This window comes from Pseudomonas entomophila, assembly GCF_013523165.1.
In the GTDB taxonomy this organism is placed as follows: domain Bacteria; phylum Pseudomonadota; class Gammaproteobacteria; order Pseudomonadales; family Pseudomonadaceae; genus Aquipseudomonas; species Aquipseudomonas entomophila_A.
Genome location: NZ_JAAMQI010000022.1, coordinates 1 through 16,811 on the forward strand (window position 1 = coordinate 1; position 16,811 = coordinate 16,811).

General features: G+C 68.2%; 13 protein-coding genes and 1 pseudogene. 12 read left to right on the forward strand and 2 right to left on the reverse strand.

All coding sequences use genetic code 11. The annotated features are described in order from the left end of the window. Positions 1-201 precede the first annotated feature (201 nt). The gene (locus G7Z99_RS15990) at positions 202-2,649 is read right to left on the reverse strand and encodes an acyl-CoA dehydrogenase (protein WP_181095463.1); all 2,448 of its coding nucleotides are present in this window, start codon (positions 2,647-2,649) and stop codon (positions 202-204) included. A gap of 174 nt (positions 2,650-2,823) precedes the next feature. Here G7Z99_RS15990 and G7Z99_RS15995 point away from each other — a divergent pair, with 174 nt between their 5' ends. The 3 genes from G7Z99_RS15995 (at position 2,824) to G7Z99_RS16005 (ending at position 5,295) form a co-directional block, all read left to right on the forward strand. Continuing rightward, a complete protein-coding gene (locus G7Z99_RS15995) occupies positions 2,824-3,447 on the forward strand; it encodes a glutathione S-transferase (protein WP_181095465.1) in 624 nt (207 codons plus the stop codon). 139 nt (positions 3,448-3,586) lie between these two features. Next, complete coding sequence (locus G7Z99_RS16000) at positions 3,587-4,519, forward strand: ABC transporter ATP-binding protein (RefSeq protein WP_181095467.1); 933 nt, start codon at positions 3,587-3,589, stop codon at positions 4,517-4,519. Further along, positions 4,516-5,295, forward strand: coding sequence for an ABC transporter permease (locus G7Z99_RS16005; RefSeq protein WP_181095469.1), 780 nt, complete (start codon positions 4,516-4,518; stop codon positions 5,293-5,295). Before G7Z99_RS16000 ends, G7Z99_RS16005 begins: the two co-directional genes overlap by 4 nt. Before the next feature lie 12 nt (positions 5,296-5,307). Here G7Z99_RS16005 and G7Z99_RS16010 read toward each other — a convergent pair. Continuing rightward, a pseudogene (locus G7Z99_RS16010) lies at positions 5,308-5,805 on the reverse strand (DUF2062 domain-containing protein); the annotation flags it as partial. Between the two features lie 142 nt (positions 5,806-5,947). On the opposite strand from G7Z99_RS16010, the gene G7Z99_RS16015 reads away from it, so the two are divergent. The 9 genes from G7Z99_RS16015 to G7Z99_RS16055 all read left to right on the forward strand — a co-directional run bounded on the left by G7Z99_RS16015 (position 5,948) and on the right by G7Z99_RS16055 (position 16,794). After that, complete coding sequence (locus tag G7Z99_RS16015; protein WP_181095473.1) at positions 5,948-8,173, forward strand: DNA internalization-related competence protein ComEC/Rec2; 2,226 nt, start codon at positions 5,948-5,950, stop codon at positions 8,171-8,173. Between the two features lie 67 nt (positions 8,174-8,240). Further along, positions 8,241-8,876, forward strand: a complete 636-nt coding sequence (locus tag G7Z99_RS16020; RefSeq protein WP_181095475.1) for a MotA/TolQ/ExbB proton channel family protein — start codon at positions 8,241-8,243, stop codon at positions 8,874-8,876. Then, entirely contained in the window at positions 8,873-9,307 is a 435-nt protein-coding gene (locus G7Z99_RS16025) for an ExbD/TolR family protein (RefSeq protein WP_181095477.1), read from the forward strand. Before G7Z99_RS16020 ends, G7Z99_RS16025 begins: the two co-directional genes overlap by 4 nt. Continuing rightward, entirely contained in the window at positions 9,307-10,314 is a 1,008-nt protein-coding gene (gene lpxK / locus G7Z99_RS16030) for a tetraacyldisaccharide 4'-kinase (protein ID WP_181095479.1), read from the forward strand. Before G7Z99_RS16025 ends, lpxK begins: the two co-directional genes overlap by 1 nt. A gap of 49 nt (positions 10,315-10,363) precedes the next feature. Next, a complete protein-coding gene (locus G7Z99_RS16035) occupies positions 10,364-10,549 on the forward strand; it encodes a Trm112 family protein (RefSeq protein ID WP_060394512.1) in 186 nt (61 codons plus the stop codon). After that, the gene (gene kdsB, locus G7Z99_RS16040; RefSeq protein ID WP_181095481.1) at positions 10,546-11,310 is read left to right on the forward strand and encodes a 3-deoxy-manno-octulosonate cytidylyltransferase; all 765 of its coding nucleotides are present in this window, start codon (positions 10,546-10,548) and stop codon (positions 11,308-11,310) included. The genes G7Z99_RS16035 and kdsB overlap by 4 nt, the downstream gene beginning before the upstream one ends. Further along, the gene (locus tag G7Z99_RS16045) at positions 11,310-11,774 is read left to right on the forward strand and encodes a low molecular weight protein-tyrosine-phosphatase (RefSeq protein ID WP_181095482.1); all 465 of its coding nucleotides are present in this window, start codon (positions 11,310-11,312) and stop codon (positions 11,772-11,774) included. Before kdsB ends, G7Z99_RS16045 begins: the two co-directional genes overlap by 1 nt. Continuing rightward, positions 11,771-12,790 (forward strand): UDP-N-acetylmuramate dehydrogenase, encoded by a 1,020-nt coding sequence (gene murB / locus G7Z99_RS16050; RefSeq protein ID WP_181095484.1) that lies wholly within the window; start codon positions 11,771-11,773, stop codon positions 12,788-12,790. Before G7Z99_RS16045 ends, murB begins: the two co-directional genes overlap by 4 nt. A gap of 179 nt (positions 12,791-12,969) precedes the next feature. Next, the gene (locus tag G7Z99_RS16055; protein ID WP_181095486.1) at positions 12,970-16,794 is read left to right on the forward strand and encodes an ATP-binding protein; all 3,825 of its coding nucleotides are present in this window, start codon (positions 12,970-12,972) and stop codon (positions 16,792-16,794) included. Positions 16,795-16,811: the final 17 nt, after the last annotated feature.

Genomic DNA, 16,811 nt, shown 5'->3' on the forward strand with positions numbered 1-16,811 from the left:
CGCTTGGGTGAAGGGAGGAGGGGCGAAATCTCCCACGGTCTGTACTGCGCGAACAGTCAGAAGCGGATCTAGTCCCTCCTCCTCCCTTCAAGTCCTACCATACAAGCGGCCCCTGTGCCGCGATCGGCCTCGCCAGAGGCCGTAAAATCAGCGACACCTTGCACTCAGGATATACCCGGACGAGCCGCCCTCGCTTACCCATTACCGTACCTTGCCCGCCGTCGGCAACAACGCCTCCTTGTCGAAATCATCCACATCGATGACCTTCCGACGCGCCGTCTCGGCCCGCTGCACGGTCGCCGCCTGCTCGGCATCGAGCACGCCTGCTCGCATCGCCGCATCCAGCAGGGCCTCACCCGGCGCCGGCACGAACTGGCCGTCCTTGAGGGCCTTGTGCAGCGTGCGCTGCAGAGGTGCCGCCAGATCGAGCTGGTCGCACGCGTGTTGCAGCGCCGCGACCGCATCGCCGTCGTGGGTCGGGCGGTAGCAGCCGGTGAGCAGCTCTTCCAGGGCCGGGTCACCCTGATTGCGGCCGATCAGCGCGGCCACTTCGGCGTCCAGGGCATCGCTCGGCCCGGTATGGCGACGGCCGAACGGGAACACCAGCACGCGCAGGGCACCACCGACGAACCGGTTGGGGAAATTGTCGAGCAGCCTGGACAGCGCGTTCTCCGCCTGGCCCAAGCTTTCTTCCATCGCCCAGCGCAGCAGTGGCTGCATGTGCTCGGGCGAGCCGAGGTCGTGGTAGCGCTTGAGCGCTGCCGAGGACAGGTACAGGTAGCTCAACACGTCACCCAGGCGCGCACTCAGCCGCTCGCGGCGCTTGAGCGAACCGCCCAGCAGCATCATAGACAGGTCCGCCAGCAACGCGAACGCCGCCGCCTGACGGTCGAGGGCGCGGAAGTAGCCCTGGCTCAGGGCATCGCCCGGGGCACGCTCGAAGCACCCCAGCCCCAGGCCGAGCACCAGGGTGCTGGCGGCGTTGCGCAGGGCGAAGAGGATGTGCTGGCCGAGCAGGCCGTCGAACGTGCGCAGGGCCTGGTGCGGGTCGTCCTGCGCCGCGGCGGCCATTTCCTTGAGCACGAAGGGATGGCAGCGGATGGCGCCCTGACCGAAGATCATCAGGTTGCGCGACAGGATGTTCGCGCCTTCCACGGTGATGAAGATCGGAGCGCCCTGCCAGTTGCGCGCCAGGTAGTTGTTGGGGCCCATGATGATGCCCTTGCCGGCGTGCACGTCCATGGCGTGCTGGATGCATTCGCGGCCGCGCTCGGTCAGGTGGTACTTAAGGATCGCCGACAGCACCGAGGGCTTTTCACCCAGGTCCACCGCCTGCGCCGTCAGCAGGCGCGCGCTGTCCATCAGCCAGGCGTTGCCACCGATACGCGCCATGGACTCCTGAATGCCCTCGAAGGCCGCCAGGGGCACGTTGAACTGTTCACGGATCCGCGCGTACTGGCCGGTCACCAGGCTGGTGAACTTGGCGGCGCCGGTTCCGACGGCCGGCAACGAGATCGACCGGCCCACCGACAGGCAGTTCATCAGCATCATCCAGCCCTTGCCGAGCATCGGCTGCCCCCCGATCAGGTAGTCCAGGGGGATGAACACGTCCTTGCCGCTGTTGGGCCCGTTCATGAACGCGGCGCCGAGCGGCACATGGCGTCGGCCGATGGTGACACCGGGGGTATCGGTAGGGATCAACGCCAGGCTGATGCCCAGGGTTTCCTGGTCACCCAGCAGGTGATCCGGGTCGTAGGCCTTGAACGCCACGCCGAGCAGGGTGGCGACCGGGCCCAGGGTGATGTAGCGCTTGTCCCAGGTCAGGCGCAGGCCGATCACCTCTTCGCCTTGCCACTGGCCCTTGCACACGATGCCGGTGTCCGGCATGGCGCCTGCGTCCGAGCCGGCCAGCGGGCCGGTCAGGGCGAAGCAGGGGATGTCCTCGCCACGGGCCAGGCGGGGCAGGTAATGGTCGCGCTGGGCGTCGGTGCCGTAGTGCAGCAGCAGCTCGGCCGGCCCCAGGGAGTTAGGCACCATGACCGTCGAGGCCAGGTCGCCGCTGCGGGTGGCCAGCTTCATCGCCACCTGGGAGTGGGCGTAGGCGGAAAAGCCCTTGCCGCCGTACTCTTTGGGAATGATCAGGGCGAAGAAACCATGGCGCTTGATGTGGTCCCAGGCCTCGGGCGGCAGGTCCATGTCCTGGCCGATCTGCCAGTCGCTGACCAGCGCGCAGAGCTCCTCGGTCGGGCCGTCGATGAAGGCCTGTTCTTCCTCGGTCAGGCGCGGGGCCGGGTAGTGCAGCAGCGTGTTCCAGTCGGGGCGCCCGCTGAACAGCTGCCCATCCCACCACACCGTGCCGGCATCGATGGCTTCGCTTTCGGTCTGCGACATCGGCGGCAGGGTCTTGCGGAACCAGTCGAAGATCGGCGCGGTGAACAGCCTCTGGCGCAGGTCAGGCAACAGCACCAGGGCCGCGGTGGCCGCCAGCGCTACCCAGAACACCGCCAGCAGCCAGCCGGACGTGTGACTGAACACCCCCATCGCCACCAGGTACAGCGCCAGGATCGCCAGGATCGCCGTCGGCGCGAGACGCCGGTGCGTGAGGTACGCCGCACCGATCACCAGAACCACCACCCACAACAGCCACATACGCCTTCCTCCGTGAACAGTTCGAATCGAGCCATGTCTCGGAACCGGGAAGTGCGTTCGTCGAACGGCTGGTGTGAACAATGACCTGCCCGCACGCAGGGAGTTCGCAAGCGATTGCCAGAGAATGTGTCTGGAGTAGACTGGGATCTTCCGCGTACTTGACAGGATATCGCCATGCTGAAGATCTGGGGCCGCAAGAATTCGAGCAACGTGCGCAAGGTGCAGTGGATCGCCCAGGAGCTCTGGCTCGACGTCGAGTCGATCGATGCCGGGGGGCATTTCGGGGTGGTCGACGAGCCCCATTACCGAGCGCTCAACCCCAACGGACGGGTGCCGATGCTGGAGGACGGTGACCTGGTGCTCTGGGAGTCCAACGCCATCGTGCGCTACCTCTGCGCCGAGTACGGGCGCGAGCAGGGCTGGTACCTCGAGGACCCGCGCCAGCGCGCCCAGGCGGACAAGTGGATGGACTGGACCACCTCGTCGCTCGCCACGCCCTTCAAGCCGCTGTTCTGGGGCCTGCTGCGCACCCCGGCCGAGCAGCAGGACTGGGTCGCCATCAATGCCGCGCACAAGGCCTGCGCGAGCCTGCTGTCGATCGCCGACCAGGCACTGGCCGAACAACCCTACCTGTCGGGCGAGACCGTCGGGATGGGGGACGTGCCGCTGGGGGCCTTCGCCTACGCCTGGTTCGAGATGCCCATCGAGCATCCGCCGATGACCCACCTGCGCGCCTGGTACGACCGGCTCAAGGCGCGGCCGGCCTACCAGGCCGGGGTCATGACCGAGCTGAGCTGAACACTCAGCCTGATTCGATAGTCACTATCGATACAGGTGACTGTACTTGAGCGGCCTGGCCCCCCACCATGGCCGCCTATCACTGCGTCGGCCCAGGGCCGGTGCGCTCCGACTCCTCTTTCCCGGTAACTGACCTGTTATGAGTTCCGCTCTGTCCATTCGACAGCTGACCAAGACCTACGGCAACGGTTTCCAGGCCCTCAAGGGCATCGACCTGGACGTCGCCGAAGGGGACTTCTTTGCCTTGCTCGGCCCCAACGGCGCCGGCAAGTCCACCACCATCGGCATCCTCTCGACCCTGGTCAACAAGACCAGCGGCACGGTGAAGGTGTTCGGCCATGACCTGGACCGCGACCCGGCGGCGCTCAAGCGTGCCATCGGCGTGGTGCCCCAGGAATTCAACTTCAACCAGTTCGAGAAGACCTTCGACATCGTCGTGACCCAGGCCGGTTACTACGGCATCCCGCCGAAGCTGGCCAAGGCGCGTGCCGAGCAGTACCTGACCCAGCTGGGGCTGTGGGACAAGCGCGACGTGCCTTCGCGCTCGCTGTCCGGCGGCATGAAGCGGCGCCTGATGATCGCCCGTGCGCTGGTGCACGAACCGCGCCTCTTGATCCTCGACGAACCCACTGCCGGGGTCGACATCGAGCTGCGTCGGTCGATGTGGACCTTCCTCACCGAGCTGAACCAGCAGGGCATCGCCATCATCCTCACCACCCACTACCTCGAGGAAGCCGAGCAGCTGTGCCGCCACATCGGCATCATCGATCACGGCACCATCGTCGAGAACACCAGCATGCGCGACCTGCTCGGCAAGCTGCACGTGGAGACCTTCGTGCTCGACCTGCGCCGTGACCTGGCCCAGGCGCCGGTGCTCGAAGGCTACCCGTGCCGGCTGATCACCCCGCATACGCTGGAAGTGCAGGTGGACAAGGCCGTGGGCGTCACCGCGCTGTTCGGCCAACTGGCGCTGCAGGGCATCGAGGTGCTGAGCCTGCGCAACAAGACCAACCGGCTCGAGGAGCTGTTCGTGTCCCTGGTGGAAAAGAACCTGTCGAAGGTGGCGGTATGAGTCTGGACCTGCGCAACAACTGGATCGCCCTCAACACCATCGTCTACCGGGAAGTGCGCCGCTTCCTGCGCATCTGGCCGCAGACGCTGCTGCCGCCGGCGATCACCATGGTGCTGTACTTCGTGATCTTCGGGAACCTGATCGGCCGACAGATCGGCGACATGGGCGGCTTCACCTACATGCAGTACATCGTGCCGGGGCTGATCATGATGTCGGTGATCACCAACTCCTACGGCAACGTGGTCTCGAGCTTCTTCGGCAGCAAGTTCCAGCGCTCGATCGAGGAATTGATGGTCTCGCCGGTGTCGCCTCACACCATCCTGATCGGCTATGCCCTGGGCGGCATCCTGCGAGGGCTGGCGGTGGGCGTGATCGTCACCGTGCTGTCGGGGTTCTTCACCGACCTGCAGGTGCACCACCTGGGCGTGACCGTGCTGGTCGTGCTGCTCACGGCGACGATCTTCTCGCTGCTGGGCTTCGTCAACGCGGTGTTCGCCCGCAATTTCGACGACATCTCGATCATCCCGACCTTCGTCCTGACACCGCTGACCTACCTGGGCGGCGTGTTCTATTCGATCACGCTGCTGCCGCCGTTCTGGCAGACCGTGTCGCTGGCCAACCCGGTGCTGCACATGGTCAACTCGTTCCGCTACGGCATCCTCGGGGTCTCAGACATCCGGATCGGCACGGCCATCACCTTCATGCTGGTGGCCACGGCGGTGCTGTACACCGTCTGCGTGCGACTGCTGGTCAGCGGCCGCGGCATGCGCACCTGACACCCGGGCCTTGCGCCGGCGCCACTGCCGGCCTACCCACCAGCGCCAGTACAGCAGGGTCAGGCTGTAGCCCAGCAGCCCGAGGATCACCCCGCAGACCACCGAGCCGAGCAGAAACGGTTGCCAGACTGTGGACAGCTGCTCGCCGATCCAGGCGAAGGTGAGCTCGTCGGGCAAGTGGCGCGCAGGGACCTGCATCAGCCAGGCGCCGGTCAGGTAGGTCACCAGGAACACCGGCGGCATGGTCAGCGGGTTGGTCAGCCACACCAGGCTGACGGCGATCGGCAGGTTACCGCGCACACCGATGGCCAATGCCGCCGCCAGCAGCATCTGCATCGGCATGGGGATCAACGCCGCGAACAGGCCCACGCCCATGGCCCGGGCGACCGAATGGCGGTTCAGGTGCCAGAGGTTGGGGTCATGCAGCAGCCTGCCCAGAAATCGCAACGACTTGTGTTCGCGGATGCTGGTCGGGTCCGGCATGTAGCGTTTGAAGATTCGGCGCGGCATGGGGGCTCTCGCGGGTGTCGAGCGGCCAGTATGCCCGGATTGCCGAAGGCGCCTTCGACAGAGATTGTGACAATTCTTGAGCAACCGGAACGCGCCAGGCAGCTATGCCTGATCGGGGAATGTTGCCTGGGAGGGCGCTGGCATGCGCGCAAGGATGATGGCGCTGGCGTTGGGGCTGGTCTGTCTGCGGTACCTGCCGGCCTTGCCTTCGGTCGGATGGCTGGGGGCGGGGCTGTTGGTGTCGCTGGGCTGCCTGCTGACGCGAGGGCGGTTACTGGGGTGGTTCGGCCTGGGGCTGTGCTGGGCGTGCTGGTGCGCACACGGTGCCCTGGACGATCGGCTGCCCATGGCCTTGGACGGTCGAACGCTGTGGCTCGAGGGCACGGTCAGCGGCCTGCCTCGGCAGACGGGGCAGGGGGTGCGCTTCGAGCTGAGCGAAGCCCGGTCGCGGCGTGCGGCATTGCCACAGCGCCTGCAACTGAGCTGGTTCGACGGGCCGCCGGTGCGCAGCGGGGAACGCTGGCGCCTGGCGGTGACGCTCAAGCGCCCCCATGGGCTGCTCAACCCGCACGGGCCTGACCAGGAAGCGACGCTGCTGGCACGGCGCATCGGCGCCACCGGTTCGGTCAAGGCCGGCGAGCGGCTTGCTGCCACTGACCCCGGCTGGCGGGACGGCCTGCGCCAGCGGCTGCTGGCCGTCGATGCGCACAGGCGCCAAGCTGCCCTGGTAGCACTGGTGCTGGGCGACGGCAGCGGTCTGTCCCAGGCCGACTGGGACACGCTGCGGGCGACCGGCACGGTGCACCTGATGGTCATTTCCGGGCAGCACATCGGCCTGCTGGCCGGGTTGATCTACGCCCTGGTGGCGGGGGCGGCACGGCTGGGCCTGTGGCCGGCGCGTCTGCCATGGTTGCCGTGGGCATGCGGCCTGGCCCTGGGCGCGGCCCTGGCCTATGGCACGCTTGCCGGTTTCCAGGTGCCGGTCCAGCGTGCCTGCGCCATGCTGGCGATGGTACTGGTCTGGCGCCTGCGCTTTCGCCACCTGGGCGCGAGCTTGCCGTGGTGGACGGCGCTGGTGGGGGTGCTATTGATCGAGCCTTTGGCCAGCCTGTTGCCGGGGTTCTGGCTGTCGTTCGGCGCGGTGGCCGTGCTGCTGTTCTGCTTCAGCGGCCGCCTGGGCGGCTGGCGGCCCTGGCAGGCGTGGACCCGCGCGCAAGGGGTGATCGCCCTCGGCCTGCTGCCGCCCTTGCTCGCCCTCGGCCTGCCGGTCAGCCTGAGTGGGCCGGTGGCCAATCTGCTGGCCGTGCCGGCGATCAGCCTGCTGGTGTTGCCCCTGGCGTTGCTCGGCACGTCGCTGATCGGCCTGCCACCCGTGGGCGACGCCTTGCTCGGGCTGGCCGGCGGGCTGCTGGCCGGGCTGTTTGAGCTGCTGGGTCAGCTCGCGCAATGGCGCCCCGCCTGGCAGCCGCCAGCCCTGTCCCTGGGGGCATGGTGCCTGGTCGGGCTCGGCAGCATGCTGGCGCTGCTGCCCCGTGGCGTGCCGTTGCGCCTGCCCGGCGCGGTGCTGATGGTGGGCGCGCTGTGGCTGCCGAACACCCCGGTGCCCCAGGGCCAGGTGGAGGTCTGGCAACTGGACGTCGGCCAGGGGCTGGCCACGCTGCTGCGCACCCGGACCCACACCCTGCTGTTCGATGCCGGCCCTGCGTACGGCGACGTCGACCTGGGCGAGCGGGTGGTGCTGCCGACCCTGCAGCGGTTGGGCGTGCGCCGGCTCGACCTGCTGATCGTCAGCCATGCCCATGCCGACCATGCGGGGGGCGCGCTGGCCGTGGCCGCCGGACTGCCGCCTGCCCGGACACTGGCAGGGGAGCCCGAGGCGCTGCCTGCGGCATTGCCCGGCCATGCCTGCCGGGCAGGCGAGCGCTGGGACTGGGACGGCGTCACGTTCGCGCTCTGGCAATGGCCTGCCGCACCGGACAGCAACCAGCGCTCGTGCGTGCTGCAGGTCGAGGCCGGGGGTGAACGCCTGCTGTTGACCGGCGACGTGGAGGCGGCCGCCGAACGCCTGTGGCTGGCACAGACCCCCGACCCTCGCACCGACTGGCTGCAGGCGCCCCATCACGGCAGTCGAACCTCGTCCACCGACGCCTTCCTGCGCGCCACGGCGCCGCGCGGCGTGCTGATCTCGCGTGGCCGGCACAACGGCTTCGGCCATCCCCATCCCAGCGTGCTGGCGCGCTACCGGCGCCAGGGCATCGCCCTCCACGACACGGCCCTGCATGGCGCACTGCGCCTGCGCCTGGGCAGCGGGGGCGAGGTCCATCGCCTGCGGGCCGAGCGTCGCTTCTGGCGCGACCCTGGCGAGTGACTTCCGGTGGCTGAGCGCCGCGTCATGCATGTGGTAGAGTGGCGAACTTTTCCGAGGGGTGATTACTGTGTGGGAGTTGGTCAAGTCCGGCGGTTGGATGATGTTGCCGATCATCCTCAGTTCCATCGCTGCCATGGCGATCGTCGTCGAGCGTTTGTGGGTCCTGCGCGCCAGCCGGGTGACCCCGCCGCACCTGCTGGGCCAGGTCTGGATGTGGATCCGCGACAAGCAGCTGACCGGCGACAAGCTCACGGCCCTGCGCGCCGACTCCCCGCTGGGCGAGATCCTCGCGGCGGGGCTGGCCAATTCCCGGCACGGGCGCGAGATCATGAAGGAGTGCATCGAGGAAGCCGCCTCGCGGGTCATCCATGACCTGGAGCGCTACATCAGCACCCTCGGCACCATTGCCGCCATGGCACCGCTGCTCGGCCTGCTCGGCACCGTGCTGGGCATGATCGACATCTTCAGCGCCTTCATGGGCACGCAGATGACCGCCAACGCCGCCGTGCTGGCCGGCGGCATCTCCAAGGCCCTGGTCACCACCGCGGCCGGCCTGATGGTCGGCATCCCGGCCGTGTTCTTCCACCGCTTCCTGCTGCGCCGCATCGATGAGCTGGTGGTGGGCATGGAGCAGGAGGCGATCAAGCTGGTCGAGGTCGTGCAGGGCGATCGCGAGGTCGAGGTGGCCGGAGGCGCGGCGTGAAGTTCCGACGCAACCGTGCCCGCGAGAACGTCGACATCAACCTGGCGTCGCTGATCGACGTGGTCTTCGTCCTCTTGCTGTTCTTCGTCGTCACCACGACCTTCACCCGCGAAACCCAGTTGCGCGTGGAGCTGCCCGAGGCCACCAGCGCCGAAGCGGCGCCAGCGGAGGAAGGCAAGCTGGTGGAAATCACCATCAGTGCCGATGGGGTCTATTCGGTGAACAACCACCTGCTGCCCAGCAGCGACCTGGCGACCCTCACCGAAGCCCTGCAGCGCGAGTCCGGCGGCGACAACCAGCTGCCACTGGCGATCAGTGCCGATGGCAAGACGCCGCACCAGGCCGTGGTGACCGCCATGGACGCTGCGGGCAAGCTGGGCTTCAGCCGTTTGCGCATGACCACCGTCGAGGCGGTTCAGGGAGCGAAGTGATGGCCTTGGGCGAACGCCTGCTTGCCGCCTGGTACGCCGGGCACCCCGCCCTGACCCTGCTGCGGCCCCTGGAATGCCTGTACCGGCGCATCGTGGCCGGCAAGCGGGCACGCTTTCTCGACGGTCGCCGCGAGGCCTACAGGGCGCCGGTGCCGGTGATCGTGGTCGGCAACGTCACCGTGGGCGGCACCGGCAAGACGCCCATGATCCTCTGGCTCATCGCGCAGTGCCGTCGCCACGGCCTGCGGGTCGGGGTGGTCAGCCGGGGCTACGGTGCGCAGCCGCCGCACCTGCCCTGGCGTGTGGAGGCCGGGCAGGGCGCCGAGCAGGCAGGGGATGAGCCGCTGCTGATCGTGCAGCGCACCGCAGTCCCCTTGATGATCGACCCAGACCGCGCCCGCGCGGTGCGTAGCCTGCTGGCCGCCGAACCGCTGGACCTGATCCTGTGCGACGACGGCTTGCAGCATTACCGGCTGGCGCGCGACCTGGAGCTGGTGCTGATCGACGCCGCCCGTGGCCTGGGCAATGGCCGCTGCCTGCCCGCCGGCCCCCTGCGCGAGCCGCCCGAGCGTCTGGCCGAGGTCGATGCCGTGCTGTTCAATGGCGCCCCGACCGACCGCACCGAGGGCTATGCCTTTGGCTTGCGGCCCAGTGCACTGGTCAACGTGCGCACGGGCGAGCGCCGCGGGCTCGCGCATTTCCCGCCTGGCCAGGCCGTGCACGCGGTGGCCGGCATCGGCAACCCGGGGCGTTTCTTCAAGACCGTGCAAGCGCTAGACTGGCAGCCGATTGCGCACCCGTTCGCCGACCATGCCCGGTTCAGCCGCGAGGCCTTGGATTTCAGCCCGGCCCTGCCGCTGGTGATGACTGAAAAGGACGCGGTGAAGTGCCGTGCCTTCGCGGCCGACGACTGGTGGTACCTGGCGGTGGAGGCCGAGCCGTCGCCGGCGTTCGTCGCTTGGTTCGACGCACAGCTCGAACGGTTGCTGCCACACCGACGCGCGTGAGTCGTCGGTGCTCATCCTTTTTCCGGCCCCACATCCTTAGGACGCATTCATGGACACCAAACTGCTCGACATCCTGGCTTGCCCGATCACCAAAGGCCCGCTCAAACTCAGCGCCGACAAGACCGAGCTGATCAGCAAGGGCGCAGGCGTGGCCTACCCGATTCGTGACGGCATCCCGGTGATGCTGGAAAGCGAGGCACGCACCCTGACCGACGACGAGCGTCTGGATAAATGAGCACCGCCTTCACCGTGGTGATTCCCGCCCGGCTGCGCTCCACGCGCCTGCCGGGCAAGCCGCTGCTGCCGATCGCCGGCAAGCCGATGATCCAGCACGTCTGGGAGCAGGCCTGCAAGAGCGCGGCGACGCGGGTGGTGATCGCCACCGACGATGCGAGCATCGTCCAGGCCTGCCAGGCGTTCGGCGCCGAGGTGCTGCTGACCCGCGCCGACCACGAGTCCGGCACGGACCGGCTGGCCGAGGTGGCCGTGCAACTGGGGTTGCCTGCCGACGCCATCGTGGTCAACGTCCAGGGTGACGAGCCGTTGATCCCGCCGGTGATCATCGATCAGGTCGCCGCCAACCTGGCCGCCCATGGGCAGGCCGGCATCGCGACCCTGGCCGAACCGATCGAGCAACCCGATCAGGTGTTCAACCCCAACGCGGTGAAGGTCGTCAGCGACCGTCACGGCATGGCCCTGACGTTCAGCCGGGCGCCACTGCCCTGGGCTCGCGACCTGTTCGCCCAAGGCCAGGACCGCTTGCCCGACGGCGTGCCCTACCGACGCCACATCGGCCTGTACGCCTACCGGGTGAGCTTTCTCCAGGACTTCGTGGGCTGGGGCCCGTGCTGGCTCGAGCAGACCGAAGCGCTGGAGCAGCTGCGTGCCCTCTGGCACGGCGTGCGCATCCACGTCGCCGATGCACTGCAAGCGCCGGCGGTCGGCGTCGACACGCCTGAAGACCTGGCGCGCGTGCGCCGCCTGCTGGAGGCATGATGCGTATCCTGTTCGTTTGCCTGGGCAACATCTGCCGTTCACCCACGGCCGAAGGCGTCCTGCGGCATCAGTTGCAGGCGGCCGGGCTGGCCAAGCGGGTCGAGGTGGCATCCGCTGGCACCGGCGACTGGCATGCCGGTGAGCCGCCTGACGCCCGTACCTGCCGTGCGGCCCTGGCACGGGGCTACGACCTGTCGCGCCAGCGTGCACAACAGGTCAGGCCCGAGGACTTCTTCGAATACGACCTGATCCTGGCCATGGACCCGAGCAACCTCGCGCACCTGCAGGCCATGCGTCCGCCTGCCTCGACCGCCGAGGTCGACCTGTTCCTGCGCCGCTATGGCGGCGCGCGTGCCGACGTGCCCGATCCTTACCACGGCGGCGCTGCCGGGTTCGAGCAGGTGCTGGACCTGATCGAGGCTGCCTGCCAGGCCATGGTGGCCGAGCTGCGGGGTCGTCCATGACCCTCGTGCTGCGCGAGCACGCCTCGCTCAAGCCCTACAACACCTTCGGCATCGATGTGCACGCCGCCGTGCTGGCCGAGGCCCACAGCGACGACGAGGTGCGCGAGGCCCTCGACGAAGCGCGCCGGCGATCGTTGCCCCTGATGATCATCGGAGGGGGCAGCAACCTGCTGCTGACCGCCGACGTCCAGGCCCTGGTCCTGCGCATGGTCAGTCAGGGCCGCCGTGTGGTGGCCGAGACCGACGGGCAGGTCATCGTCGAGGCCGAGGCCGGCGAACCCTGGCACCCCTTCGTGCAATGGACGCTGGCCCAGGGGTTCTGTGGCCTGGAGAACCTCAGCCTGATCCCTGGCACCGTCGGCGCAGCGCCCATGCAGAACGTCGGCGCCTACGGGGTGGAGATCAAGGACGTGTTCGCCGGGCTGACCGCCATGGACCGCCACGACGGCCAGGTGCGTGAGTTCAGCGTGCAGGACTGCCACTTCGGCTACCGGGACAGCGTGTTCAAGCGCGAACCCGGCCGCTGGATCATCTTGCGCGTGCGCTTTGCCCTGGACCGCCAGCTGCGGGCGCAGCTCGACTATGGCCCGGTTCGCCAGCGTCTGCTCGAACAGGGGGTCGAGCAGGCGAACGCTCGGCACATCAGCGAGGCCATTTGCAGTATTCGCCGTGAGAAACTGCCCGACCCGGCGACCCTGGGCAATGCCGGCAGCTTCTTCAAGAACCCGGTGGTGCCTGCGCAGGTGGCCGAGCGGATTCGCCGCGATCACCCCGGCGTCATCGCCTATCCTCAGGCCGATGGTCAGGTCAAGCTGGCAGCGGGTTGGCTGATCGAGCAGGCCGGCTGGAAAGGCCACCGTGAAGGCGATGCCGGTGTGCACGGCTTGCAGGCCCTGGTCCTGGTCAATCATGGGCACGCCACCGGCGCCGAGCTGCATGCCCTGGCGTGCCGCATCCGGCAGGACATCCAGGCCCGTTTCGGCGTGACGCTGGAGATGGAGCCCAACGTGCTGTAGAACAGGGCATGCTCAGGGTTCGCCTGCCTGCCATCGTGTCTGTCCGCAAGGGCAGGCACGATGGGCGACCTGTCGCGAAACGTTTGTCGCGACCTGTTGCCCAAGCCCGCAAGCGGCGGCATGCCTGGTAACGGGTGCTGTGCGTCATCCACCTTTCGTTTTCGACCGCCCGGTATCCCATGACCCTAGCTCCTGCCTACACCTTCCTGGATTTCCCTGGCGAAATGGCGCGCTTGATGCGCGAAAAGGAGTGGTCACAAACGCCCTTCGGCCCGCTCGAAGGCTGGTCCCAGGCCTTGCGCTCGGCCGTCAGCATCTGCCTGGGGTCGCGCTTCCCGATGGTGCTGTACTGGGGTGAGACCCGCGCCCTGATCTACAACGACGCCTGGAGCCCGGTGCCGGGGCGCAAGCACCCAGCGGCCCTGGGCAGCCCGGGGCCCGAGGTGTGGGCCGAGATCTGGGACATCATCGGGCCGATGTTCGACCACGTGATGGACACCGGCGAGGCCACCTGGTCCGAAGACCAGCTGCTGCCGCTCAACCGCTTCGGCTACACCGAAGAGTGTTACTTCTATTACAGCTACAGCCCGGTCCGCGGTGAGGACGGGCGAGTGGAGGGGATCTTCACGGCGGTCACCGAGACCACCTACCGTGTGTTGGCCACGCGTCGTGAACGCCTGTTGCGGCAGGTGGCCGAAGCCACTGCGCAGACGCGCACCCCAGCGGATGCCTGTCAGGCGGTGGCCCGGCTGCTTCACGGCGTGCCGCAAGAGGCGCCCTTCGTGCTGGTCTACCTGGCCGACCCGGCCTCCGGTGGCTACCGCCGTGTGGCCATCGAAGGCTGCGCGGCGGCCGACGATCTGGCACCGGCGGTGATCCTGCCGGGCGAGCACGTGACGCCCTGGCCGCTGCACAGCGCCCTGGACGCCCCGGTGCCGGTCGAAGGGCTTGCGTCACGCTACCCGGGACGGCTGTCCGGGCAGCCCTGGCCGGAGCCGCTGGAGCAGGCGCTGGTGGTGCCGGTGCCGAGCGCGCGTGCCGGTGTGCCCTATGGTTTCCTGATCCTCGGCATCAGCCCGCGTCGACGCATCGACCCGGATTACATCACCTTGTTCCAGCGCGCCGCAGGGCACGTGAGCACCGCGCTGAGCAACATCGAGCGCTATGAAGAAGAGCGTCGACGCTCGGAGGAACTGGCCGAGCTGGACCGGGCCAAGACCGTGTTCTTTTCCAACGCCAGCCATGAGTTCCGCACCCCGCTGACGCTCATGCTCGGCCCCCTGGAAGACATGCTGGGCCAGCACACCGAAACGCCCGGGCAGCTGACGGTCGCGCGCGAGTCGCTGCACCTGGTCCATCGCAACGGTCAGCGGCTGCTGCGGCTGGTCAACACGCTACTGGACTTCTCCCGTATCGAGGCCGGCCGCGTGCGCGCCGACTTCATGCCCGTTGACCTGTCCGCGTTCACGGCGGAACTGGCCAGCAGTTTTCGCTCGGCCATGACGCGCGCCGGGCTGGCGTACCACATCGACTGCGACGTGCTGGGCGAGGCGGTCTGGATCGACCAGGAGATGTGGGAAAAGATCGTCCTCAACCTCATCTCCAATGCCTTCAAGTACACCTTGAGCGGGCAGGTCAGCGTGCACCTGGCGCGTGTGCCCGAGGGCGCGCGCTTGCAGGTTCGGGACACCGGGGTCGGCATCCCGCAGCAGGAGCTCGAGCGCATCTTCGATCGTTTTCACCGCATCGAAGGCCAGATCGGTCGCACGCACGAGGGCACGGGGATCGGCCTGGCCCTGGTCAAGGACCTGACCCGGCTGCACGGCGGGCAGGTCGGCGTACGCAGCGAAATTGGCGTGGGCACGTGCTTCGAGGTGCTGCTGCCGTTCGGCAATGCGCACCTGCCGGCCCGCAAGGTCCAGGGCAATGCCCTGACCTCGACTGCCATCCATGCCGACACCTTCGTCGCCGAAGCCTTGCGCTGGCTGCCCGAGCCTGGCGGCGATGCGCTGCCGATGGGCGAGCGTACCGTTGGCCAGGCCAAGCCCAGCAACGGCCTGCACATCCTGCTGGCCGACGACAATGCCGACATGCGCGGCTACGTGCAGCGGCTGCTGACCGAGGCCGGTTTCGCCGTGACCGCCGTGGCCGATGGGCGCGAGGCGGTCGATCAGGCTCGCCGGGTGCGGCCCGACCTGGTGCTGTCGGACATCATGATGCCGGTGCTCGACGGCTTCGGGGTGATCCGGGCCCTGCGCGACGACCCGGCGACCCATGAACTGCCCATCATCCTGCTGTCGGCCAGGGCCGGCGAGGAAGCGTCCATCGAGGGCATCGCCGCCGGTGCCGACGATTACCTGGTCAAGCCGTTCAGCGCCCGGGAGCTGATCGCGCGGGTGGACGGGGCGCTGCGCCTGGCCAAGCTGCGCCAGGAGTCGGCCGCTGCGCTGCGCCAGGCCAACGAGGTGCTGGAGTCGCGGGTGCGCGAGCGTACCCGCGAGCGTGATCAGGTCTGGGCCTTCAGCCATGACATGATCGGCATCGCCGACCTCGAGGGCGTATGGCTCAGCGTCAACCCGGCCTGGACTCGGGTGCTCGGCTGGCCCGCCGAGCAGATCGTCGGCAAGACGTCGGCGTGGCTGGAGCACCCGGACGACAGCACCCGCACGCGTGAGGAAATCCAGGCGCTGGCCATTGGCGCGCCGACGTTCAACTTCGAGAACCGCTTCCGCACCCGGCTGGGCAGCTACCGCACGCTGAACTGGACGGCCGTGCCCGAAGGCGGCCTGCTGTACTGCGTGGCGCGCGATGTCACGGTCGAGCGCGACCGGCTGGCCGAACTCGAACAGGCCAAGGACGCCTTGCGCCAGAGCCAGAAGATGGAAGCGATCGGGCAACTGACCGGTGGCATCGCTCACGACTTCAACAATTTGCTGACCGGCATCATGGGGTCGATGGAGATGCTGCAGCGCCATGCGCTGCCCGAGCACCCCCGTGCCCAGCGCCATATCGGCAACGCCATCGTCTCGGCGCAACGCGCCGCCGCATTGACCCAGCGCCTGCTCAGCTTCAGTCGGCGCCAGGCGCTGGACATGCGGCCGGTGGACGTGAACCGGCTGATCACCGGCATGGAGTTCCTGCTCCAGCGCACCGTGACCGAGAACATTCAGGTCGAGCGTGTCCTGCAGCCCGAGGCCTGGACCGTCCATACCGATGCCAACCAGCTGGAAAACGTGCTGCTGAACCTGTGCATCAACGCCCGCGACGCCATGGGCGAGACGGGGCGGCTGCGGATCTGCACGCGCAACGTCGTGCGCTCGGGCCCCGTGACGAGCGATGGGCCCCTGGCCGGCGACTACCTGTCGCTCGAGGTCAGCGACACCGGCGAGGGCATCGCGCCAGACCTGCTGGACAAGGTCTTCGAGCCGTTCTTCACCACCAAGCCCCAAGGCAAGGGCACCGGGCTGGGTCTGTCCATGGTGTACGGCTTCGTCAAGCAGACCGGTGGCCATGTGGAAGTCCAGAGCACGCCAGGGCAGGGCACCTGCATGACCCTGCTGCTGCCGCGCCACCGGGGCACGGTGACAGGCCTTGCGTCCGAACTGCCGGCGGCAGCCAGCGTGCTGAAGACCGGCACCGGTGAACGTGTGCTGTTGGTGGAGGACGAGCCCAGCGTCCGTCTGGTGGCCACCGAGCTGCTGACCGAGGCGGGGTACCATGTCGCCGAGGCCGAGGATGCGCAGGCGGCCCTGGCACTGGTCGACCGCGAGCCGGCCTTCGACCTGATGGTGTCCGATGTCGGTCTGCCGGGGCTGAGCGGTCGCGAACTGGCCGACCGGGTCAGGAGCCGCCAGCCGACGATCAAGGTGCTGCTGATCACCGGCTACGCCAAGGACGCCGGTAACCTCCGGCACTTCCTCGGCGAGGGCATGCACATCCTGCAAAAACCCTTCTCGGTAGAGGCCCTGGCCATGAAGGTTCGGGACGTGCTGCACGGCGCTTGAGCGCAGCGCGCCGGGAA

What these genes read in the sequence shown, in the direction of transcription:
- G7Z99_RS15990 (WP_181095463.1), bottom strand. Translation starts at nt 2,649, where the DNA reads ATGTGGCTGTTGTGGGTGGTGGTTCTGGTGATCGGTGCGGCGTACCTC.
- kdsB (WP_181095481.1), top strand. Translation starts at nt 10,546, where the DNA reads ATGAGCACCGCCTTCACCGTGGTGATTCCCGCCCGGCTGCGCTCCACG.
- murB (WP_181095484.1), top strand. Translation starts at nt 11,771, where the DNA reads ATGACCCTCGTGCTGCGCGAGCACGCCTCGCTCAAGCCCTACAACACC.
- G7Z99_RS16005 (WP_181095469.1), top strand. Translation starts at nt 4,516, where the DNA reads ATGAGTCTGGACCTGCGCAACAACTGGATCGCCCTCAACACCATCGTC.
- lpxK (WP_181095479.1), top strand. Translation starts at nt 9,307, where the DNA reads ATGGCCTTGGGCGAACGCCTGCTTGCCGCCTGGTACGCCGGGCACCCC.
- G7Z99_RS16000 (WP_181095467.1), top strand. Translation starts at nt 3,587, where the DNA reads ATGAGTTCCGCTCTGTCCATTCGACAGCTGACCAAGACCTACGGCAAC.
- G7Z99_RS16045 (WP_181095482.1), top strand. Translation starts at nt 11,310, where the DNA reads ATGCGTATCCTGTTCGTTTGCCTGGGCAACATCTGCCGTTCACCCACG.
- G7Z99_RS15995 (WP_181095465.1), top strand. Translation starts at nt 2,824, where the DNA reads ATGCTGAAGATCTGGGGCCGCAAGAATTCGAGCAACGTGCGCAAGGTG.
- G7Z99_RS16035 (WP_060394512.1), top strand. Translation starts at nt 10,364, where the DNA reads ATGGACACCAAACTGCTCGACATCCTGGCTTGCCCGATCACCAAAGGC.
- G7Z99_RS16055 (WP_181095486.1), top strand. Translation starts at nt 12,970, where the DNA reads ATGACCCTAGCTCCTGCCTACACCTTCCTGGATTTCCCTGGCGAAATG.
- G7Z99_RS16015 (WP_181095473.1), top strand. Translation starts at nt 5,948, where the DNA reads ATGCGCGCAAGGATGATGGCGCTGGCGTTGGGGCTGGTCTGTCTGCGG.